The organism is Arthrobacter sp. Dra40, assembly GCF_059091905.1.
In genome coordinates this window covers 111,140-131,845 of the sequence record NZ_JBNHHB010000006.1, presented here as the reverse complement: position 1 = coordinate 131,845, position 20,706 = coordinate 111,140, and the positions used below count along the sequence as shown (strand labels likewise).

The following is a 20,706-nucleotide window of genomic DNA, read 5'->3' as shown; positions in this document are numbered from 1 at the left end:
ACGTGTCGCCATCGGAGCATCGTTCTCATGCCACCATTGGGCCTTGGTCCGGCATTAATGTCGCCTACGTAATGAACAACATGCAGAACACCCTCGTCGGCGATGAGCGAGGGGTTGCCATCTACGAGGCTGCAGCCCGTTCGCTCGTAACCGTTGCTAAGGGTGTGGACGTGACGGGAAGAGATAACTGATGCGCGCGCTCCGGTTTGCGGGCCTCGGCGAGGAGCCTCAGGTCATGTGCGCTGAGATGCCGACTCCCGGGCCAGGCCAGGTCCTGCTGCGGGTTATAGCAGCCGGGGTCTGCCATTCTGACGAGTGGGTGATGAATCAGACGCCGCAGTCATGGGCAGCTACCAGCGCTTCCCTGCCGATGACCCTTGGGCATGAAGCCGCGGGCGAAGTCGCCGCCGTGGGGCCGGGGGTGGAGCATGTGACCATTGGGGACCTTGTCGTGGTGTACGGGCCATGGGGCTGTGGCCGCTGCCGGAACTGCAGCTCGGGAGCCGAGAACTACTGCCAACAAGCTGGGGGACCCACGCCCCCCGGAATCAAGACGAATGGAGCGATGGCGGAGTACCTACTGGTGCCCGCGGAACGCTACCTGGTGCCGCTGGGTGGCCTCGACCCGGTTGAAGCAGTGGCGCTGACTGATGCCGGTCTGACGTCGTACCACGCCGTGATGGAATGCCGTCCGCAGCTCCGGCCGGGGGCGCGCGCCCTCGTATTGGGAGTAGGTGGGCTGGGCCACCTAGCGATCCAGGTGCTGTTGGCGGTGGCTCCCGGCGTGACCGTGATCGCCGTGGATGCGCGAAAGGACAAGCTAGATCTGGCCAGGGACGTCGGCGCGCACCACACCCTACTCGCCGACGCCGATGCCGAGCGGTGCATCCGCGAGCTTACAAACGGTGAGGGGGTTGACGTCGTTCTCGACATGGTGCGGGCGCAGGAGACGGTCGACCTCGGGCGGAGCGTCGTCGCACGCGCCGGTGTAATTTCGTTGGTGGGTGCCGGGCCCGGGGTCCTCCGTGTCGCCGTCGGCGAGCTGCCGATGGGAGTCTCTGTGCTACGACCATTCTGGGGGACGCTCCCGGAGCTGTGGGAGGTCCTTGCGCTTGCCGCGAGTGGCCGAATTCGCACGGAAATCGAAGTACATACGCTTGACGAGGGCCCGGACGTGTATAGGCGACTGAAGTCAGGCGCGATTCGCGGCCGCGCCGTGCTCACTCCCTGATTCATGATGATTTTCGAAATGGGGTAAGCCGTATCTCCCGCGCCCGGTCACGGATGTGTCCGACGACAGCAAACCTGAAGGGGAAACATGAACGGTTCGATTGGGGTCACCTACGGTGCGCCTCCGTATTATTACGACAAGGGTGAGGAAGTCGCCGTGGTGTTCCGTACCGACCGGGACATCTTGGCGCCGCATCTGCCGGAGTTAACTCCCGAGCCGACACCGCGCAAAGCGGTGGCGGAGGGTGCTCCACTGGGACACCTACCGATCTGGCCCTCTGGAGAAGAAGTCGAGCTAGTGGGCTCGGCGGGAAGAGGACGATGACCATGACCTCCAATGCCGGCACATCGCCGTCTTCGGAGACGCTGCAAGTGACAGATATCGACGTCGCTTCGACCCTCGATGCTCTGCTCGCTGAACGCTGGAGTTGTCGGGCATTCCTCCCGGAACAGCTCGAACCCCATGTTGTCACGGAGATCCTCACCGCGGCCGCGCACACCCCATCGTGGTGCAACACACAGCCATGGCACCTCGACCTGGTGTCGGGCGACACTCTCGAACGGCTGCGTGCGAGGCTTTCAGCAGACGCGGCGATCGAGGAGCCGCGTCCTGACATCCCCTTTCCTGCATCATATGAAGGCGTCTATCGAGACCGTCGTAGGAAGTCCGGCTGGGCGTTGTATGAGTCCGTCGGTGTGGCGCGCGGAGACCGCGAGGCGTCTCGTGAGCAAGCGAGGCAGAATTTTGAGTTCTTCGGCGCGCCCCACGTGGTCATCATGTCGGCGCCGGTGCATCTCGGCGTCTACGCGGCCATCGATTGTGGGCTCTTTGCCCAGAGCTTCATGCTCTCGGCGCAGGCCCGCGGGGTGGGAACGATCGCGCAGGCTTCGATCGCCGCGGAGGCACCTCTTCTTCGCGAGGAGTTGGCGATTTCCCAGGATCGGATGATCTTGTTCGCGATCGCTTTCGGGCGACCCGATATCGCGCATCCCGCGAACGGGTTCCGGACTGAAAGGGAGCCGTTGAGTAGGATGGTGACCTTTCGCGATTAGCACGGGCTGAAGCCAGCCCATCAACATTGGCGTGAACTTGTTAGTCACACCTAGGCTTCGACCTCTTACGAATACCTCCGGCCGCCAGCGGCATAACCCCGGGGTAGGGGTCGTGTGCGGCGAAAAGACAGGAAAGCTACGGCCGCGCGACTGGGAAAGCCCGCTCGTTTCGTGCATCTAGATATCACGAATCACCACGGGCTGGGACGTGGCAGTTGCGACGGCCGTCTCAAAATTCGGTGGTCTCGACATCCTGGTCAACAACGCCGGCACCATGAACTTCGTTCCGATCGATAAGTATTCGCTTGACCAGTGGAACTCAGCGATCGCGATCAACTTCACAGGAACTTTCCTTGGGATCAAGACAGCACTCCCTGCACTCAAGGAATCCGACAGAGGGCTGATCATTAATGTGTCGGTGACTGCCGGTCTCAATGGAGTCGCTTCGTTCCTGGGTACACGGCACGAAGGTCGGGATACGGGGCCCACCAAGGAGGCAGCATTAGATCTCGAACGACAGACACGAATTCGAATGAACTCAGTCCACTCCGGTAACACTCGAAACCCCAATGACCGAAGGCAACGAAATCGACTAGGGTGCGGTTGCGATCGCACGCTTGGGCGAGCCGCTCGAAGTGGCGCACCCTTGTCCTGTTTCTTGCCAGCGATGAAGTTAGCTCCTCGACGGGAACCGAGTTCATCGTCGACGGTGGCGACAGCGCAGGAATCGTACTGCTAATCCGCTTTAGCAGCCTGCTAATCTCCAGGGCGCCGAGGGGATTCTTGGCGGCGGATCGCTATACGGTCGCTACCAGGCGCACAGCAGCCTGCCGGTAGCGCTCGGCGATTTCCATTGCTGAAAGGGGGCCGCGTGGAGAGTACCAGTCGAGGATTCCATTCGTCATTCCGAGAAGCTGGCGTGCCGTAAACCGCGTGTCGCTGGTATCAAAGATTCCATCGGAGACCCCCGCGGCGAGAAGCTTCTCAAGCGTATTCTCGACGTTAGCGCGCCTAGAGAGATATCGTGCGCGCAATTCCGGGCCAAGAAACCGCGACTCGGCGTGCAGTGATGCTAGGTCCCGTCGATTCGAGTTATGCAGCGCGAGAACCGTGATGTAGTTCTCGAACCCCACCCGCGGATCGTCTCCGGCCTCCTCGAGGCACATCTCGCTTTGTGCCTGAAAGTCATCCAAGGCGATTTCGAGCAGGGCGAAGAGGATACCTTCCTTGTTTCCGTAGTGGTAGTAAAGCGCGGGCATGGTGAGGCCGACGCCGGTGGCGATAGACCTCACTGTCGTGCCGTGGTAGCCGTGTTGCTGAAACTCCACCAGGGCCGCGTTCAAAATGGGGGGGAGAATAGGGCTGGGATACGAACGCCAATCGACTGCCCGAGGCGCGTCCGCAGGGTCTGTGCTTGTGCCAGTCTCGCCCATCTAGCCTCTCCATCTGAATTTCCAGCGCCTGGTTCGGCGCTAGGCTTACGATATCAGGGGTGCGTTGAGCAAGTCTTACCGCCACTGAGGGGGGCGCTTCTCAGCGAACGCCGCCATGCCCTCAATGCCTTCGTCGCTGGGAAAGACGGCCGCTGTCGTCTCCTCATTCGCGTCCCATACGCTCTCGCCCGTCCAATCTTCGTTCCAGACGGAGCCGTCCGTCGCAGCGCGATACGCGGTCTTCTTCGTCAATCGCACGGAGTTCGGTCCGTTTGCCGCGATGCGTCGCGCGAGGCTTAGTGCCTCGTCGAGGACGTTCTCGGCCTCGACAGCACGGTTGATTAGTCCCCACGACAGCGCTGTGCTCGCGTCGATCGGCTCGGCCGTGAGGAGCATTTCCAGCGACCGGCGCAACCCCACGAATTCATGCAGACGTACGGCACCGCCTGCCGCGGCGTACAGGCCCCAGCTCGTCTCCGGGAAGGCGAATCGCGCCTGATTCGACGCGACGATGAGGTCGCAGGCGAGAGCGATTTCGAGACCGCCGCCCATCGCGTGTCCGTTGATGGCTGCAATGGTTGGCTTGTTGCACCACTGGCGAACCATTCCGCCAAAGTGCCATTCAGGATGATCGGGGGAGTGGACGCTGCTAGCGCGCAATCCGCGCGCGAGTTCCTTCAGGTCCGCGCCCGCACAAAAGGAGCTGCCTGCCCCGGTAAGCACCACGACACGAATGCTGTCGTCCGCATTCGCTGCGGCGAAAGCTGTTCCGAGAGCCGAAGACACTGCGGAATTGACCGCGTTGTGTGCATTTGGCCGATTAATGCGGATCACGGCGATTTGATCGATTCTCTCGCTGAGTACGACGGGGTCGGCTGTCCGTGTGGTCGGGGTGGTGGTCATGGCTTCACCTTCCTGTTTAGATAGCGCTCACTATATTCGAATTGCCCTAAGTTTGGTTTGGTACGCTCGGCATTGCAACCCGCCGATCAGCGAGGCCGGAACAAAATGTCGAGCATCGTGCCGCCGGCCCCTCGCGACAGCGGAATCGCGGACCCAGGGTCGCTACATCCCAGTGAGATCTCCCGCTGTCGTATCAACGGCCTGCGATCTGCTTTCCGGTTTCCCTCGCCCTGATCTTCGATTGTGTACGTAAGAATCCTTGCGCCCATGAGTCGGGTGCCTATATATTAGCTAGCGTTCAGTAAGTTTTACTCGAGGGCAGGGGCGATGGCATTGGTGATAAAAGGTCCAGCTTCGCCCGACGCGACCGGCCGCAACAGCGCGGGTGGCGACGACCGCAGGTTCGAACACGCCGGGAAGCGAAGGACGGTGCGGGGTGTGACGGCTCGCGGCCCGCTCGCGGGGCTACAAGTAGTCGAACTCGGCGGCATCGGGCCGAGCCCGTTCGGGGGCATGCTGCTGTCTGATCTTGGAGCAAGCGTTACCCGCGTGGAGCGCGTCACCGACGTGGACGTGCGTGACATCAATGTGGAGGCACATGCTGTCCTCACGCGGGGAAGACGTTCGGTCGCGCTCGACCTCACAACTTCGAGCGGTGCTGCGGCGGCGCAGCGCCTCATCGATGGGGCTGATGTGCTGCTCGAGGGGTTTCGCCCCGGGGTGCTTGAGCGGCTCGGGTTCGCGCCCGAGGCGTTGAGTGCGCGCAACCCCCGACTCGTCATTGGAAGGATGACGGGATGGGGCCAGGACGGGCCGAGGGCTGCGACCGCAGGTCACGACATCAATTATCTGGCCGTGAGCGGCATGCTAGCCGCGACCGTTGCGCCAGACGGCACCCCAGTCGCTCCGTTAAACGTTCTGGGCGACTTCGGCGCCGGCGGACTCCTCCTCGCATTCGGTGTGCTGGCCGCCGTGTACGAGGCTCAGCGTACGGGGCAGGGGCAGGTGGTCGATGCAGCGATCGTGGATGGGACGGCACTCTTTACGGGTATGCTGCACGCCATGCGTCATCACGGAATGTGGGACGACGACAGCGCCGGGGGCAATATCTTCGATGGAGGCGCGCCGTTCTACGGGGTGTACCGCACGCGGGACAGCGAGTGGCTCGCCGTCGGCGCCATCGAGCCGAAATTTTACGACAGGCTGATCGAAACACTCGGACTGGGCGAAGCTCTCCGAGGGCTCGCGCAGCACGATCGATCCCACTGGCCGCAGACTCGGAACGTCGTCGCGCAAACATTCGCGAGTCGCACGCTGGCGAGTTGGATAGAGGCGTTTGAGGGAGTGGACGCTTGTGTCACGCCCGTGATCCGGTCCGCCGACGTGCATTCCGAGCCGCATCTCGCAGCGCGCGCGGTCTATTCGCAGGTGCATGGAATGACGCACCCGGCTCCTGCGCCGCGATTCTCGCGGCATGCCAACCTCGCCGTGCCGGCCTGCGTCGCACCCGGGAGCGAGACCAGGGCAACGCTGCAGGACCTTGGGTTCGATGAGGCGGAGATCGAAGAATTGATCGCACAGCGTGTGGCGCGCCAAGCCGAAGTAGCTTTTCCAAGGTGAGGGTGCGGGGGCCGAAGTCCGGGATCGCACATGCGGTGCCGATGACGAGATCATGGTGAGTAAAGAATGGAGACGGCAATCGTGGGGCACGAAGAAACGATTGAGGGCAGCGAGATGACGATGACGGCGTCACCGGGTCTAATGATGGACTTTCCTCTGACGACGACCCACTTCCTGTGGCGCATGCGGAACGTGCATCCTGACAGTCGGATCGTCTCGGTCCGCGATGCCGACGGTGGGTCCGACTCTCAGACCTTCGCCGAAACGGCGGAGCGGTGTGAGCGTCTGGCGGCGGCGCTCGATCGCCGCGGGATCCGCCGCGGAGACCACATCGCCTCGTTCGCGTGGAACAGCGCCGAGCACATGGAGACCTACCTCGGCGTGATGGGCATGGGCGTCGTGCTGCACACGATCAACCTGCGCCTGCACGACGACCAGATAGTGTGGACGGTGCGCCACGCACGGGACCGGGTACTCATTGTCGATGACTCGCTCAGCGCACAGATCTTCCCATTGCTGCCGCTGATGCCGTCGGTTGAATTCATCGTGGTCATCGGCGACGGCGACATCCCCACAGCTGACCTGCCGGTAATCCGGTACGCGGACATCATCGCGGAAGACGCTGAAGGGTACGCGTTCCCGGCGCTTGACGAGCGCTGCGGCGCTGCGCTCTGCTACACGTCCGGAACGACAGGGGATCCGAAGGGCGTGCTGTACTCACACCGATCAATCGTGCTCCATGCGCTCACGATGGCCGGGGGCGACGTATTCGGTATCCGCGGACACGATGTCGTCCTTGCCACGGTGTCGATGTTCCACGCGGTGGGGTGGGGTCTGCCGTTCATTGCGATCCTCACGGGGGCCGATCTCATTATGCCCAGCCGGTACCTGCAACCGGCCAGTCTCGCCCAAATGATTTCGGCGCACCAGGTGACGTGGTCGGCCGGTGTCCCGACCATCTGGATGGACCTGATCCGGTATCTGGACTCGCATCCAGAGAACGGCAGCAACAACACTCAGGTACTGGCCTCTGTGCGCAAGCTACTTCTCGGCGGCAGCCAGGTGCCGCGCGACCTCATCGTGCGCATGCGGGACGACTTCGACGTCGATGTCGTTTCCGGGTGGGGGATGACTGAGACCTTCCCCGGTGCGGCAGTCACTTACGTCGATCCACGAGCAAGCCAGGAGGAGCTTCTGGCGAAACGGGTCAAGGGTGGGCGGGTAAGCCCGTTCTACGAGGTTCGGATCGTTGACGAGGACGGGGCGGCGCTTCCCCACGACGGGGAGTCGCGGGGTGAACTCGAGGTTCGCGGACCGATGGTCTCGTCTCACTACTACGGGTTGAGCGACGAGCAGGCGGCGGACAAGTTCCACGACGGTTGGCTGCGCACAGGCGATATCACAACCGTGGATCGTGAGGGTTGGATCACGCTGTTGGACAGGTCGAAGGATGTGATCAAGTCCGGCGGCGAATGGATCTCTTCGGTCGATCTTGAGCAAGCCCTCCAGGACCACCCGGCTATCCATGAGGTTGCCGTCGTGGCGCGCTCGGATCCGCGCTGGATGGAGAGACCTCACGCCTTCATCGTCGCGTCGGATGATCTCGATACCGAAACCTTGCGCGAGTTCCTCGCCGATAAAGTGCCGAAGTGGTGGGTGCCGGAGCAATTCGAGCTGATTGAGGAGATTCCGCGAACCAGCACTGGAAAGCTCAATAAGAAGGAACTTCGAGCCCGTGTCTCAGAAGAGGCCGCCATCATCGAGGGAGAGAAATGAACATGCGCGATGCGGTCATCGTAGACGCGGTGAGAACCGCATCGGGCAAGGGAAAACAAGGTGGGGCGCTATCTGGTGTGCATCCCGTCGACATGCTGGCGACCGTCATCTCCGCACTCGTTGAGCGAACTGGAATCGACGCATCGACCATCGATGACGTCATTGCTGGGTGCGTGAGCCAGATCGGTGACCAGTCCCTAAACATCGCTCGTAGTGCCGCGCTTGCCGCCGGCCTTCCGATACACGTGCCCGGCACGACGGTGGATCGACAGTGTGGGTCCAGTCAGCAAGCCGCGCACTTCGCTGCTCAGGGCGTCATGGCTGGTGCCTATGACGTAGCCATCGCGTGTGGCGTCGAGTCGATGAGCCGGATCCCGATGTATTCGAACACGCAGGGCGGCGATCCGCATGGGCCGCTGGCATCGAGGTTCACCAGCCTGCCCCCTCAGGGAATTGGCGCCGAGCTCATTGCTTCGCGATGGGGTTTCAGCCGGAGTGACCTGGACGCGTTCGCGGCCCGCTCTCACGAGCGAGCTGCTCATGCGACGGTGAAGTGTCAGTTCGCTCGTGAGATTGTTCCTGTGGAGGTCTCGGACGGAGAGGTCCATGTCCGCGACGAAACGGTACGGGCATCGACCACGGTCGATGGACTCGCCGGGCTCTCACCAGCGTTCCAGAGCGTAGATTTCTCTGCGCGTTATCCAGAGATCGATTGGAGTGTCACGGCAGGGAACGCGTCTCCGCTGACTGACGGTGCTTCCGCGGTCCTGATTATGTCGGCAGAGCGCGCTGAGAGTCTTGGGCTACGGGCGCGCGCCCGCTTCCACGCCTTCGCCGTGCGGGGCTCCGATCCGGAGATCATGCTGACTGGACCTATCGAAGCGACGAGGCATGTTCTCGAGCGCACGGGTATGCGGATCAGTGACTTCGATACGTATGAAGTCAATGAAGCATTCGCGTCGGTTCCCCTGGCGTGGGCCGCTGAGTTCGATGCCGATCCCGACAAGCTCAATCCGCGTGGTGGGGCGATCGCGCTGGGACATCCGCTCGGCGCCTCGGGTACCCGGATTCTGACGACGATGCTGCATCACCTTGAGGACACCGGCGGTCGTTTCGGCCTGCAGGCCGTATGTGAGGCCGGTGGCCTCGCCAACGTCACCATCCTGGAGCGTCTCTCGCACGGATGACGTAACTGGAGAATATGCTGCGGTCCGTCCGCTGAACCATCGAGAAGGAGTGTCGAATGGCATTTGAAGGCAAGGTAGCGATTGTCACCGGTGGTGGTTCCGGCATCGGTAAGGAGACATCGAATGAGCTCGGACTACTCGGAGTAAATGTGGTCGTCGCCGACATCGACTTTGATGCTGCGCAAAGTGTGGTCGAGGGTATCCGGGCCGTCGGCGGTGAAGCGAAAGCGGTCCAGGGCAACACTGCAGTGGCTGACGACAGTAGGAAGGTTGTCGACTTTGCCCTCGAGGCATACGGCACACTGAACTATGCGGTGAACAACGCAGGTGTCGGCAGCAGAACCGCATCGACGGGCGAGATGGACCTGGATGACTGGGACAGGGTCGTGGAGGTTAACCTTAACGGCGTCGCCTACGGCATGCGCTATCAGATTCCCGCGATTGTCGCAGCAGGAGCGGGGGCGATCGTCAACCTCTCCTCGGTGCATGGGGCCGTCGCAAACCCCGGCAAACCAGCGTATGTGGCCACGAAGCACGCGGTGGTCGGCCTTACCAAGAACGCGGCCGCTGAGTATGGTTCCGCGGGCCTACGCGTCAACGCGGTGGGGCCCGGATACATCGATACTCCATTGCTTGCGGCCGCGACGCCGTCGGCACGCGAACATCTGGCCAGCAAGCATCCTCTCGGACGCTTCGGCACGGCAACGGAAGTCGCAAAGCTCATTCGCTTCCTCCTCTCCGACGATGCCTCGTTCATCACGGGCGGCCATTACCTAGTCGACGGTGGATACACGGTGCTCTGACTCAACGAGGCGACGGGACTATCTGATTTCTGGACGAGCGACTGAGCAAACTCTGTTAGCGGTTCGCGACTTGTGGCACCTCCTATTTGCACCTCATGGTGGTGTTGGAGTGTCGACAGAGGCTCCCGGCGAGGCGGACCTTGAACACGCCGCGGAGCGTGCAGCCGATTCTCGCTTTGCCTCCTCGCCTCCAGGGGTAGGCGCTAGGGCGTGTCTCCATGCTGGACGAGTGACACGCGCTGAATCCCTGACCGATTAGCAGTGGGCGCTGATCGAGCCGCTGATGTCGAAGGTGCCTGGAGCCGCCCGGCCCTTCCGGGATCACCGGATGGTGGTGGAAGGCATCATCTACCGGTACCCGGCCGGGATCGCCTGGCGGGGCCTACCGGCGTGTTTCGGGCCCTGGCAGACCGCTTGGAAACGCCACCGCCGGTTTCAGCCAGGATGGGACCTGGGATGCGATCCTGACCGCGCCGCTGGGCCGGGCCGACAACCAGGGCCTGATCGACTGGGAAATCTCAGTGGACTCCACGATCAACCGAGCCAACCAGCACGCCCCGAACCTTCCGCGCAACACAGGGGACCTAGCGAACTACAGGAAACTGTTCCAGGAGCCGCCTGACCATGCCATCGGCCGGTCCCGCGGCTGGCTGAGCACGAAGATCCACCACCTGCGTGACGGGAACATGCGCCCGCTGGTGATGCTGCTCGGTCCCGGCCAGGGCGGGGACGCCCGATGTTCGAGCACGTGTTGGCCGCCCTGAAAGTCCCACGCACCGGGAGGGGACGTCCCCGGACCACGCCGGTGCGAGCCCTGGCCGACAAGCCCTACTCATCGAAGGCCATCCGGGCGCTGCTGCGCCGGCGCGGCGTGCAGGCGGTGATCACGGACGGGCCGACCAGGCCACCAACCGTGCCTGCCGCGGAACCTAGGGCGGCCGGCCCGTCGGTCACGACGCCGAGGCCTACAAGCGGAGCAACGTTGTAGAGTGCTCCTTCAACGTGTTCAAGCAGTAACGGGCCATCTAATGCTGTTGAAGCCCTCTATGCTCACCCTTCTGCTCTGCATCTACCGGCCTCCGCCATGCTGGCGCAACTATCTCCCGCGGCTTGGACGGGTAGTGGCGCGGCCCTGCGTGCCACTAACACCCGGCTCAGAACGCTTGGAGCCACGCCCTAGGTCACTTGTTCACAACGTGCCCAAGGACTGCACCTAAGCGATCCGCTCAAAGATCGCGGCCAGTCCCTGGCCGCCGCCGATGCACATGGTCTCCAGCCCGTACCGACCCTCGCGGCGGTGCAGCTCGCGCGCCAGCGTACCGAGCATCCTGACGCCTGTAGCGCCGACCGGGTGACCCAACGAGATCCCCGAACCGTGCGGGTTGGTGCGCTCCTGATCTTCATCGGTGAAGTTCCACTCCCGCATAACGGCGAGTGCCTGAGACGCGAAGGCTTCATTCAGCTCGATCACGTCCATGTCGGCGAGTCCGAGTCCCATCCGGTCGAGAGCCGCTTGGGTCGCCGGCACCGGCCCGATGCCCATCACATGGGGCGGGACGCCTGCGACAGCCCAGCTGACCATGCGCACCAGCGGGCGGAGACCGAGCTTTTCAGCGCGCTCCATCGTGGTCACCAAGCACATCGATGCCGCATCGTTCTGTCCTGAAGCGTTGCCCGCGGTCACGGTCGATTCGGGGTCCTTGTCGAACAGGATCGGCTTCAACGTGGCGAGCGACTCCACCGTCGTGCCAGCCCGTGGGTGCTCGTCCGTGTCGATAACCACCTCACCCTTACGGGTGCGCACCGTGACCGGAATGATCTCCTCGGACAAGACTCCGGAACGCTGGGCGGCGACGGCGCGCTCGTGTGAGCTCACCGCCAGTCGGTCCTGCTCCTCCCGGGTGATGGAGTACTCCCGCCGCAGGTTTTCGGCGGTCTCCAGGACCCCGTCCGACATCGGGTACAGGCGGCCACCGGCAGTTTCGCGAGCACGAACGAGCCCGTCGTGCATGGTCACGCCCGTGCGCGCTCCCCCCCAGCGCATGTCAGTGGAGTAGAACGATGCGTTGCTCATGCTTTCCGTTCCGCCCGCCACTACCACGCTGTTGGCACCAGTCTGGACCTGCATGATGGCGTTGATGACGGCTTGCAGACCCGATCCGCAGCGACGATCGACGTGTTGACCCGCCACGCTGAACGGAAGTCCCGCATCAAGTGCGACGATCCGCCCAATGGCTGGCGCTTCACTGTTCGCATTGGCGTGCCCGAGGATGACGTCGTTGATTTCGGCGGGGTCGATACCGGTGCGATCGATTAGCCCTTGGAGTGCCGCGACGCCGAGTTCGGGGGCGGTCACGTCCTTGAACATGCCGCCGTAGCGTCCGATGGGCGTACGAACGGGCTCGCAGATGACAACGTCTGGGACGTTTTGCATGGTAGTTCCTTTCAGATGAGATCAAGCCGAGGCGGTTTGGGTTGAGAGCGTGACTAGGTCAACGCCCTCTCGCCGCAAGACTGCGTCTCGGTGATCAGCAGTGGTGGTGAGTGAGATGTGGGCTTCTTCCCCACAGAACAGCGGGCTCATGTTCCGGTGCTGCAGCTGGCGTGGCGTCGTGCCGGGGCCCTCGAGGCGCAGCGCTTCGGCCAGCAGCAGTGTGGAGAACGGACCGTGCACGACGAGTCCGGGATAGCCTTCAGTCCCGGTCGCGTAAGGCCAGTCGTAGTGAATGCGGTGTGGATTTGCCGTCACTGCGCTGAATCGCATGAGCAGGGTGGGATCAGTGACGACACCCCATCCGTGAGCGGTTCTGCGCAGCGGCGGCCCCACGGGCGCGGTAACCGTGTCAGGCACGGAACCGCGGTGCTGAGGAGTGCGTGACCCAGGTTCGATGAATACGAGGTTCTGCTTCTCCTCGAGACAGATGCTGTTGTCGGCACCCCGGAAGATGTGGCTGACGCGCACCAGCGTGAAGTCCCCGTTACGACCGCGCTTGGCGGAGATGGAGTCGACGGTCGCCTCGTGCGTCAGCACTTCGCCCACGCGGACTGGACGGGTGATTGTGACTGAGCCACCCGCGAACATGCGCCGAGATCCCTGCATCAACGGGAGCAGTCCGCCACGACGAGGATGCCCGTCCGTATCGAGCTCGGACGAACGCGGCCACGACGGCAGTGCGACCCAGTGCCAAAGCGGTGGGAGCTCATCGCCTGCGCGGGGGATCGGCGCACCGGAATCGAGCAGGGATGCAAAGGCGCGGACCCGGCCAGGGTCCACGAGTTCCTCGGTCCGCGCTGTACGAGGCTTCCAGCCCGCGTCCGCTCCCAAGGTCGAGTCAGGGCTCACTGGTACCGATCCTTCGATACACCGACGATACCCGCACCGAGCAGTCGTGCATCGAGCACAACTATGTCGGCGGGATTGGGGATTAGGGCACGCATGGTCCCGACCATGCGTCGGGACCTACGCCCGAAACCAATACGACTTCTGACTATCACTGGGTCCTCATAACACATCACTGCCAATGCATAGTTTGGGTTTCAAACGATCCGTCGTCTTAGGCTGTTACATGAATCGGCCGCCCGAAATCTCTGCGACCGTACCTGTCATGTAAGACGACAGGTCCGATGCGTAGAACAGGGCGACGGAGGCCACCTCCGCTGGGTCTCCCGCACGTCCCATCGGGATTTCGGCCATCTTCTGGTCCCATGCACTCCGAGGCATTGCCTCGGTCATTGGAGAGCGAATCAGACCCGGCTGAAGCACGTTGACACGGACACCGTGGTGGGCCACCTCTTTGGCAGCAGCCTTCGAGAGGCCGATGATTCCTGCCTTAGCTGCCGAGTAGTTCGTTTGACCGACCATGCCGACCTTGCCGGATATCGAGGAGATGTTGATGATGGACCCGGATCCTGCTTCCCTCATCCGCGCAGCAGCCGACCGGGTACCGTTCCAGCACCCCTTGAGGTGTACGGCGATCACTTGGTCGAACTGCTCCTCAGTCATGGTGCGCATCGTGGCGTCCCGCGTGATCCCGGCATTGTTGACCACGATGTCGAGCGAGCCGAACGTGGTCACCGCGAAGTCCAGCGCGGCGTCGATACGGGAGGCATCGACCACATCGCACGAGATACCCGCGGCGCGCTCCGATCCGCCGAGCTTGGATGCGGCCTCTTCAGCAGCGTGTCCGTCCAAATCAGCAAGCACCACGCGGGCGCCTGCGTTCATGAAGGACTCGGCTATCGCCAGCCCGATTCCTTGAGCGCCGCCGGTGATGACGGCTGTCTTACCTTCCAGCAGGTCCATCAGGTAGTTTCCCTTCTCGCCGTACGTCTTTCGTGTACCGAACCACCGTCCGTGCAGTGATCGAATTCCGCTGGATCTCACGAGCCTTCGCCGAAGTCGGGCGTTGCGCCGCAGTAATGACGCTTAACGTCATACTCGCGTGAGATCCGTAACCGCCATGCACGCGGATCGCATCCAGAGCCCGCTTTCAAATATGCCCGCCCCAAGACTCTCGATGCTGCGCAAAGGCAAGGTTCAGATCTTGGGCGCTACGATCACCCCGTCGCTCGGCTCGGGTGACCGAGCCCCAGGTCTTGCGAGTGTTGAGCCACGTCATTGGCCACCTCCGGCTGGATTCGACGTGCCCGGTTGAGTGACCGGGACACGCGCTGCGAGTATTCGGGCGGCGCGATCGACCACCGGTCGATCTACCATCTGACCGTCGACCAACAACACTCCTACAGCGGCGGTCGCGGTGGCCTCCATGATCCGTCGCGCCCAGGCCAGCTCCTGCTCGGTAGGCGCGAAGACGGTTGCTGCGGGCATCACCTGTGCAGGATGGACACATAACTTCCCGGTGAAGCCGAGGGCTGCCGCCCGTCGCACGTCGGCGATCAGTTTGTTCGTGTCCCGAACATCACCGGTGACGCCATCCACCGGACCATTGAGCTTGGCTGCCGCAGACGCAAGGACCAACCCTGCGCGCGCGGCAGCCATGGCGCTCTCGTCTTCGGGGTCGACGCCAAGTTCCGCCGCTAGGTCGAACGTTCCCAGAGCTAGTCGCTCGACGCCCGGCACTTCTGCAATCTGAGCGGCTTGTAGGACGCCACGAGCGGTCTCGATCAACGCAACAACTTCGGTGCTGGGCCGGCGCGCAGCGATGGCCCCAATGCGTTCTGGGTCCTCACTCTTGGGCACCATGAGGATGACTGGTAAGTCTATGAGTGCAGCGACGTCCGCCTCGTGCCAAGGAGTTCCAAGGGCGTTGATGCGGACGGCGGACGAACCGTTGGTCGAGGACAGCCAGCGGACGACGTGTCGGCGCGCTTGCTCCTTGTCGCGTGTCGCTACCGCATCCTCGAGGTCCAAGACCACGACGTCTGCACCGGCGGCTGCTCCTTTGGAAAAGCGGTCGGGACGATCGCCGGGCACGAACAGAAATGTTTGGGCATGGGCTGCCGTCGTCATGTTAGGTGGTCCTCGGGGCGGCGGGAACAACGGTGGTAGACACGACTCCGCGCTCGAACAAATCGTCGATCCTGGCTGAATCGAGGTCGAGATATTCGCGCAGCACCTCGCGCGTGTGCTCGCCGACTCGCGGAGCAGGGGCCGGCGCACCACGTTCCCGGTCGATGGAAACCGGCGAGCCAGGAGCGACGACCGCGCCGATCCCCGGTTGCTCGACCGTGGCGAACATCGGATGGCTTCGCAGCATCGCACCATCATCCGCCACCATCTCGTCGAATGACTTGTACGCCGACCATAGGATCCGGGTCGACGCCAAGGTGCTCTTCACTTCGCTGGCGGTGTGCCGGCCGAACCACTCGGAGACGAGGCCTGCGAGCACTTCACGGTGACGAAACCGGTCACCCTCGTCCCAGAAGTCAGCCTTCAGAGCCTCCCCCAATCCATCGAAGACAGCGCCGAGGCCCATGACCTTTCGAAGATCCGACCACTGCCGGGAAGTCAACGTCACCAGCATGAACCGCGCGCCGTCCTTGGACGTGAAATCCCTCCCGAACCCGCCGTAGATATAGTTGCCGTCTGCGCGCCGCCCAGCACCAGGATTGAGCATCGCATCGGCGAGATAGCCGAGGTGCCCGGCTGCGGACAGCCCCACGTCCTCGAGTGCGACACGCACCTCACTACCCATGCCGGAGTGTGACCGTCGCCGTTCTGCCGCCATGAGTCCGATGGCGAGGTAGAGTCCGGCTGCGAGGTCCCACGCCGGAAGCGGGTTGTTGATGGGACTGCCATGCTCGGCCGGACCGGTAACCAGTGAGAACCCGGTCGCTGCTTGGACCGTGTAGTCGACAGCCGTCCCGCCGTCCGTGGTACCCGTCAGCAGCACTGAGATCATGTCGGGGCGCCTCTGCGACAGCGCCGCATGTGTCAGTTCGGGCCAGCGCTCGGTGTTGATGAGGAGGATGCCTGCGTCAGCCGCGAGATCTGCGACGAGACTCCGTCCCTCCACCGAGCCGAAATCGATCTCGATCGCCTGCTTCCCCGGATTAAGCCCATTCCAGTAGAGGCTGACGCCGTCCTGGGTGACCGGCCACCGCGAGCGGTCCGGACCCCCGCCCAGCGGTTCGACCCGAATCACGTCGGCGCCGAGCTGCTGGAGCGTCAACCCGCACAAGGGCGAAGCCACGAAGCTTGATACCTCTATCACGCGTAACCCAGCCAAGGGGCCGCTGCTCGGGTTCCTGAAGTTCATCGCAGGTACAGCCGCACGGTGTCGATCTCATCGCGCAGCAGTCGCACATCCTCGACCGTCGGCCGCTCGGTTTCGCGCACGTCGGGCGCAACTGCTATGTCCCAGCCCGTCGATGACTTGACCTCTTGGAGAGACACTCCAGGATGGATTTCGCTCACTTCGAGCTCGCCAAACTTGTCCACCCGACGAAGCACCGCCAGCGGCGTAATGACCGTGGAGACGCCGAAGCCGGGCGGCACCATGCGCGGATCCTCCTCTCGTGCCCGCACCGGACTCGGCGAAGTGCAGAAGTCGAGCACCTCCGGAAACGCACTCGGATCGTGGCGACGAAGCACCACGATGCATTCGCCGGCATTCGGCACGATGTCGGCCGCACCACCCGACCCGGGAAGCCGAACCGACGGCCTCCGCCAGTCTCCGATGAAGCTGGTGTTGAGGCTGCCCCAGCGGTCTACCTGGGCTGCTCCCAGAAACCCCACGTCGACGTTGCCGCCCTGGAGCACGGAACCAAAGAGGACAGACATGCTCACTACCGATTCAGCGCCCGTGACCAGGACGGAATCGGCGATCCCTTCGGCAAGTGCCGTGGGGTGGGCGCCACAGACTCCGGATTCGTAGACCTGTTCGACATCCGGATTGACGGTTCGCATCGCGAGGTCGATCGCCAGGGTCGGCAGCCCTACGCCGGCAAACACGCGCCGCTTCCCGACGAGTTGCCTGGCGGCCACGGTTGCCAAAAACTCCGTGCTTGACGTCGAGACATCGGCATAGGCACTTGCCGGGGTCCTCGCCAACGTGCCTTGCCCTGTCATGAGGAGCTCCTCTCAGAGTCGTGGAAAGCCAGATCCGACCACCGCGGGTCTCCGATCTTGGCGAGGTAAGCTGCCCGGTCGGGGACCTCGTGCACAAAGTCGATGAGCCATTTGCTCAACGCCTCGCGATCCTTGCTGATGGGTGTCCACTCCCGGTAGAAGGCGTTGTCGCGACGGTAGTGACCTTGCGCGTACGAAGGATGGGCCCCGCCAGGCACCTTGACGACGGCATCCACGGCATGGGCCGGCAGCAGCGTGAGATTGGGCGTCGCCCGGATGATGTCGTCCTCTACGATTTCCTCAACCGTCACGATCACCCGCTTAGCTGCGAATGCTGCTTCTTGATTCGCACCCACGATGCCCCACATCTGCACATTTCCTGCCCGGTCGGCGCGCTGCGCGTGGATGATCGTAACGTCGGGCTTCAATGCGGGAACGACATAGACGTCCGGTCCGCCGTACGGGTCTGCGACCTTGCGGATCTGCGGAGTCAGCTTTGGTAGGTCGCTGCCGGCATACGACTTCAGCGGGAAGAATGGAAGGTTGGCTGCCCCCGCTTGATAACGGCACACCATGCCGTAGTGGCTGTACTCCTCCACATCGAGCGGCGCTGGATCTTCCGACTCAATTCGTCGGCGAATCTCGTGAAGTGACCCGGCCGATCCACTCGCAAAGAACGAAGCCACGAGTCGTCGAACGCACCCAGCTGCTATCAGCTGCTCGTACACCAGATCCGGTGTCATACGGCAGACAGTGAGATCACGACGACCTTGCCGGATGATCTCGTGAGCGGCAGCGAAGGGGATCAGGTGGCCCATCCCCTCGAGCGCCAGGGTCATTCCGTCCTGGATGTACGTGGCAACGGCCGTCGAGAGGTCTACGACCTTGGTAGACGCGGCCATCGACGTGCTCATATGTCGGCTCCTGGGGTGTACGAGGTGTTGATCCTAAGTCTTCATCATGGGTTCAGCGCGCTGGATAATCCAATACTTCTTCAGGCAGGGATTGTTGCACGAATCAGCATAAATGCGCCCCGTTTAGGCGGGTATTCATCTAAGGTACGGTCAGGGACCGGCCCAACGACCAGGTTCGCTGACGCTCGGTTCGCCGACTGCAAACACCAACGCAGCTGCGCTCTGCCTGTCCGGCGGCCGTCGCCCCACAGCAGTCGAATGCCCCCGGCCACGCGGAATCGCTGCTAGGGCGTGTCTCCCTTATGCGCGTAGCCAGGTGAGGATGGCACATAGCGTGACGGCGGCGCGGTAGGTGATGGCGAGCTTGTCGTAGCGGGTGGCCAGTCCTCGCCACTGTTTGGCCGGGGCGAAGGAAGCGTTCGACCACGTTGCGCCCCCGGTAGGCCCCTTTGTTCAGGCGTGGCGGGCGGCCGCCGCGGCTCCCGCTGCCTTGGCGGGTGGCGATCTGATCGCGCTTCTCTGGGATCACAGCCCGGATCCGGCGGCGGCGTAGTTCGGCGAGGATCACGCCGTGGCGTAGGCCCGGTCGGCGGCCACCGCCTCCGGGCGGGAACGGGCCCGCCCACCCCCCGGGCGGAACGGAGATCCCGGCCAGCACCTGAGCGAGCATCGCCCAGTCGTGCGCGGCCGCCGGTGACGACCGCGGCCAGCGGTCGGTCCCGCCCGTCGACCACCTGGTGGATCTTGGTGGTCAGCCCGCCGCGGGAGCGGCCGATGCCGTGACGGGGCGGCTCAACCCCGGTCAGCGGCAGTTTCTTGTAATTCGACCCGGCCCCCTGTGTCCTGGTCGGGGCGGGTGGTGTTCGCAGCGTGCTGGTGGGCACGGGGGATCGTCGCATCGACCGAGACGGACCAGTCGATCTGTCCGGCCGCGTCGGCCTCGGCCAGCACCCGGGTCAGGACCCGGTCCCAGGTGCCGTCCGCGGCGTAGCGGCGGTGCCGCTTCCAAGCCGTCTGCCAGGGCCCGAACTGCTCCGGGGGCAGGTCCCGCCACGGGATCCCGGTCCGGCACCGGATAGGCGACGCCCTCGACCACCCGGCGGTGATCGCAGAAAGGGATGGCCCGCCGGTCCTGATTCGAGGGCAGTAGCGGCTCGATCGGCTCCCACTGCTCATCCGTGAGCACCTGATACCGCGACTCTTTCGACGTGACCCGACCAGAGTGCCGCGAGCCTCACCGGGAGACACCCCCTAGTCGTTGCTCTTTCCGTGCGGCACCCAAGGTGTGGGTAGAGCCTCTTCGGAGGCGCGCAGCACGGCCATCAAAGCGGGATTCTGGTCACCTTCGCGCCAGACGAGCCGCTGGTAGGTCGCCCGATCTCCCTCTTTCAACGCGATCACCGATATGTCTGTTTGAACGACGCCGGCGACCGCAGTGTCATGGGTGATGGTGACCCCCACTCCGGCTGCCACCATCGCGAGAACTGTGTGGGTGTCGGGGCCTGTTTGCACAATCTGCGGTGAGTAGCCGGCGGCCTTGACCATCTGCATCATCGCCTCCCGGGCGCTCGAGCCCGGATTCGCAGGGAGCACTACAAATGGCTCGCCCTCGAAGTCTACTATCGACACCCGCTTGCGCCCGGCGAGGCGGTGCGACACCGGCACCACAGCCACGTAGTGCTCCACGGCGATCAGCCGGTCGTTCACCCCTTCCGGGCGTGTCTGCCAGCGAGAGAACACGAGGTCCAGGTCGCCGCCCAAAAGCGAGCGTATCCCTTCATGATGATACGTCGTATTGCGCAAGGAGAGCTCGATGCCCGGGTGGAGCTCTCGGACCAACCGCCCAAGCCTCGCTACCAACGGCTGTGATGAGGGACCAGCGAAACCGACCCGGACCAGCCCCGTCTCACCCCGCCCTGCCGACCGCACCGCACGTCGCGCGGCTCGAACACCTTCGAGCACGTCCGTCGCCGGGCGTACGAGTGCATCCCCTGCAGTGGTCAACCGCACGCTCCGAGTCGTGCGGTCGAACAAGGTCGACCCAAGCTCACGCTCAAGCTGCTTGATCATCCGGCTCAAGGGCGGCTGAGCCATGTGGAGACGATCAGCGGCTCTGCCGAAATGCAGCTCGTCCGCGACAGCGAGAAAGGCCTCGAGATGATGCAGTTCCATCGCTCGATTATTGCGCAGAACTGCAACAATCTAAAGTGATTGCATCGCAGGCGAGTATGGTTCATTTGGGACAATCTACGTACG

General features: G+C 63.3%; 20 protein-coding genes and 1 pseudogene. 9 read left to right on the top strand and 12 right to left on the bottom strand.

Features of this window, described 5'->3' with window-relative positions; translation table 11 throughout:
- The first annotated feature begins 190 nt into the window (after positions 1-190).
- From AC5RWT_RS05210 to AC5RWT_RS05200, 3 genes are all read left to right on the top strand, one after another.
- The gene (locus AC5RWT_RS05210; protein WP_494079435.1) at positions 191-1,231 is read left to right on the top strand and encodes an NAD(P)-dependent alcohol dehydrogenase; all 1,041 of its coding nucleotides are present in this window, start codon (positions 191-193) and stop codon (positions 1,229-1,231) included.
- Positions 1,232-1,557: 326 nt separating this feature from the next.
- The gene (locus AC5RWT_RS05205) at positions 1,558-2,283 is read left to right on the top strand and encodes a nitroreductase (protein ID WP_494079434.1); all 726 of its coding nucleotides are present in this window, start codon (positions 1,558-1,560) and stop codon (positions 2,281-2,283) included.
- A gap of 208 nt (positions 2,284-2,491) precedes the next feature.
- On the top strand, positions 2,492-3,022 hold the full coding sequence (locus tag AC5RWT_RS05200) for an SDR family NAD(P)-dependent oxidoreductase (RefSeq protein WP_494079433.1): 531 nt from the start codon (positions 2,492-2,494) through the stop codon (positions 3,020-3,022).
- Between the two features lie 58 nt (positions 3,023-3,080).
- Here AC5RWT_RS05200 and AC5RWT_RS05195 read toward each other — a convergent pair whose 3' ends face one another.
- Positions 3,081-3,626 (bottom strand): TetR/AcrR family transcriptional regulator, encoded by a 546-nt coding sequence (locus AC5RWT_RS05195; RefSeq protein ID WP_494079432.1) that lies wholly within the window; start codon positions 3,624-3,626, stop codon positions 3,081-3,083.
- 165 nt (positions 3,627-3,791) lie between these two features.
- The gene (locus AC5RWT_RS05190; RefSeq protein WP_494079431.1) at positions 3,792-4,619 is read right to left on the bottom strand and encodes an enoyl-CoA hydratase/isomerase family protein; all 828 of its coding nucleotides are present in this window, start codon (positions 4,617-4,619) and stop codon (positions 3,792-3,794) included.
- A 327-nt stretch (positions 4,620-4,946) separates the two neighbouring features.
- Between AC5RWT_RS05190 and AC5RWT_RS05185 the strand changes: the two genes are divergently transcribed.
- From AC5RWT_RS05185 to AC5RWT_RS05160, 6 genes are all read left to right on the top strand, one after another.
- Positions 4,947-6,239: a CaiB/BaiF CoA transferase family protein gene (locus tag AC5RWT_RS05185; protein ID WP_494079430.1), complete on the top strand. Its 1,293-nt coding sequence runs from the start codon at positions 4,947-4,949 to the stop codon at positions 6,237-6,239.
- A gap of 66 nt (positions 6,240-6,305) precedes the next feature.
- Positions 6,306-8,015 carry a long-chain-fatty-acid--CoA ligase gene (locus AC5RWT_RS05180; protein WP_494079429.1) on the top strand — a complete coding sequence of 570 codons (1,710 nt, stop codon included), beginning with the start codon at positions 6,306-6,308 and terminating at the stop codon, positions 8,013-8,015.
- A gap of 2 nt (positions 8,016-8,017) precedes the next feature.
- A complete protein-coding gene (locus tag AC5RWT_RS05175) occupies positions 8,018-9,202 on the top strand; it encodes a thiolase family protein (RefSeq protein ID WP_494079457.1) in 1,185 nt (394 codons plus the stop codon).
- 56 nt (positions 9,203-9,258) lie between these two features.
- Complete coding sequence (locus AC5RWT_RS05170; RefSeq protein WP_494079428.1) at positions 9,259-10,005, top strand: SDR family NAD(P)-dependent oxidoreductase; 747 nt, start codon at positions 9,259-9,261, stop codon at positions 10,003-10,005.
- A 268-nt stretch (positions 10,006-10,273) separates the two neighbouring features.
- On the top strand, positions 10,274-10,627 hold the full coding sequence (locus AC5RWT_RS05165) for a transposase (RefSeq protein ID WP_494079456.1): 354 nt from the start codon (positions 10,274-10,276) through the stop codon (positions 10,625-10,627).
- Positions 10,527-10,769: a hypothetical protein gene (locus AC5RWT_RS05160; protein ID WP_494079427.1), complete on the top strand. Its 243-nt coding sequence runs from the start codon at positions 10,527-10,529 to the stop codon at positions 10,767-10,769. The genes AC5RWT_RS05165 and AC5RWT_RS05160 overlap by 101 nt, the downstream gene beginning before the upstream one ends.
- A 64-nt stretch (positions 10,770-10,833) precedes the next feature.
- On the opposite strand, the gene AC5RWT_RS05155 is transcribed toward AC5RWT_RS05160, so the two are convergent.
- The 10 genes and pseudogenes from AC5RWT_RS05155 to AC5RWT_RS05110 all read right to left on the bottom strand — a co-directional run bounded on the left by AC5RWT_RS05155 (position 10,834) and on the right by AC5RWT_RS05110 (position 20,622).
- Positions 10,834-10,959, bottom strand: a complete 126-nt coding sequence (locus AC5RWT_RS05155; protein ID WP_494079426.1) for a hypothetical protein — start codon at positions 10,957-10,959, stop codon at positions 10,834-10,836.
- Between the two features lie 259 nt (positions 10,960-11,218).
- Positions 11,219-12,439: an acetyl-CoA C-acetyltransferase gene (locus tag AC5RWT_RS05150; protein WP_494079425.1), complete on the bottom strand. Its 1,221-nt coding sequence runs from the start codon at positions 12,437-12,439 to the stop codon at positions 11,219-11,221.
- 21 nt (positions 12,440-12,460) lie between these two features.
- Positions 12,461-13,279: an FAS1-like dehydratase domain-containing protein gene (locus AC5RWT_RS05145; RefSeq protein WP_494079455.1), complete on the bottom strand. Its 819-nt coding sequence runs from the start codon at positions 13,277-13,279 to the stop codon at positions 12,461-12,463.
- A gap of 288 nt (positions 13,280-13,567) precedes the next feature.
- Entirely contained in the window at positions 13,568-14,308 is a 741-nt protein-coding gene (gene fabG / locus AC5RWT_RS05140) for a 3-oxoacyl-ACP reductase FabG (RefSeq protein WP_494079424.1), read from the bottom strand.
- Between the two features lie 312 nt (positions 14,309-14,620).
- Positions 14,621-15,475 carry an HpcH/HpaI aldolase/citrate lyase family protein gene (locus AC5RWT_RS05135; protein WP_494079423.1) on the bottom strand — a complete coding sequence of 285 codons (855 nt, stop codon included), beginning with the start codon at positions 15,473-15,475 and terminating at the stop codon, positions 14,621-14,623.
- A 1-nt stretch (position 15,476) separates the two neighbouring features.
- Positions 15,477-16,724 carry a CoA transferase gene (locus tag AC5RWT_RS05130; protein ID WP_494079422.1) on the bottom strand — a complete coding sequence of 416 codons (1,248 nt, stop codon included), beginning with the start codon at positions 16,722-16,724 and terminating at the stop codon, positions 15,477-15,479.
- Entirely contained in the window at positions 16,721-17,536 is an 816-nt protein-coding gene (locus AC5RWT_RS05125) for a CoA-transferase subunit beta (protein WP_494079421.1), read from the bottom strand. Before AC5RWT_RS05125 ends, AC5RWT_RS05130 begins: the two co-directional genes overlap by 4 nt.
- On the bottom strand, positions 17,533-18,450 hold the full coding sequence (locus tag AC5RWT_RS05120; protein WP_494079420.1) for a CoA transferase subunit A: 918 nt from the start codon (positions 18,448-18,450) through the stop codon (positions 17,533-17,535). Before AC5RWT_RS05120 ends, AC5RWT_RS05125 begins: the two co-directional genes overlap by 4 nt.
- Before the next feature lie 300 nt (positions 18,451-18,750).
- Positions 18,751-19,636 (bottom strand): annotated as a pseudogene (locus AC5RWT_RS05115) (IS5 family transposase).
- 65 nt (positions 19,637-19,701) lie between these two features.
- Complete coding sequence (locus AC5RWT_RS05110) at positions 19,702-20,622, bottom strand: LysR family transcriptional regulator (RefSeq protein ID WP_494079419.1); 921 nt, start codon at positions 20,620-20,622, stop codon at positions 19,702-19,704.
- Positions 20,623-20,706: the final 84 nt, after the last annotated feature.

What these genes read in the sequence shown, in the direction of transcription:
- AC5RWT_RS05210 (WP_494079435.1), top strand. Translation starts at nt 191, where the DNA reads ATGCGCGCGCTCCGGTTTGCGGGCCTCGGCGAGGAGCCTCAGGTCATG.
- AC5RWT_RS05205 (WP_494079434.1), top strand. Translation starts at nt 1,558, where the DNA reads ATGACCTCCAATGCCGGCACATCGCCGTCTTCGGAGACGCTGCAAGTG.
- AC5RWT_RS05190 (WP_494079431.1), bottom strand. Translation starts at nt 4,619, where the DNA reads ATGACCACCACCCCGACCACACGGACAGCCGACCCCGTCGTACTCAGC.
- AC5RWT_RS05185 (WP_494079430.1), top strand. Translation starts at nt 4,947, where the DNA reads ATGGCATTGGTGATAAAAGGTCCAGCTTCGCCCGACGCGACCGGCCGC.
- AC5RWT_RS05180 (WP_494079429.1), top strand. Translation starts at nt 6,306, where the DNA reads ATGGAGACGGCAATCGTGGGGCACGAAGAAACGATTGAGGGCAGCGAG.
- AC5RWT_RS05175 (WP_494079457.1), top strand. Translation starts at nt 8,018, where the DNA reads ATGCGCGATGCGGTCATCGTAGACGCGGTGAGAACCGCATCGGGCAAG.
- AC5RWT_RS05170 (WP_494079428.1), top strand. Translation starts at nt 9,259, where the DNA reads ATGGCATTTGAAGGCAAGGTAGCGATTGTCACCGGTGGTGGTTCCGGC.
- AC5RWT_RS05150 (WP_494079425.1), bottom strand. Translation starts at nt 12,439, where the DNA reads ATGCAAAACGTCCCAGACGTTGTCATCTGCGAGCCCGTTCGTACGCCC.
- fabG (WP_494079424.1), bottom strand. Translation starts at nt 14,308, where the DNA reads ATGGACCTGCTGGAAGGTAAGACAGCCGTCATCACCGGCGGCGCTCAA.
- AC5RWT_RS05135 (WP_494079423.1), bottom strand. Translation starts at nt 15,475, where the DNA reads ATGACGACGGCAGCCCATGCCCAAACATTTCTGTTCGTGCCCGGCGAT.
- AC5RWT_RS05130 (WP_494079422.1), bottom strand. Translation starts at nt 16,724, where the DNA reads ATGAACTTCAGGAACCCGAGCAGCGGCCCCTTGGCTGGGTTACGCGTG.
- AC5RWT_RS05125 (WP_494079421.1), bottom strand. Translation starts at nt 17,536, where the DNA reads ATGACAGGGCAAGGCACGTTGGCGAGGACCCCGGCAAGTGCCTATGCC.
- AC5RWT_RS05120 (WP_494079420.1), bottom strand. Translation starts at nt 18,450, where the DNA reads ATGAGCACGTCGATGGCCGCGTCTACCAAGGTCGTAGACCTCTCGACG.
- AC5RWT_RS05110 (WP_494079419.1), bottom strand. Translation starts at nt 20,622, where the DNA reads ATGGAACTGCATCATCTCGAGGCCTTTCTCGCTGTCGCGGACGAGCTG.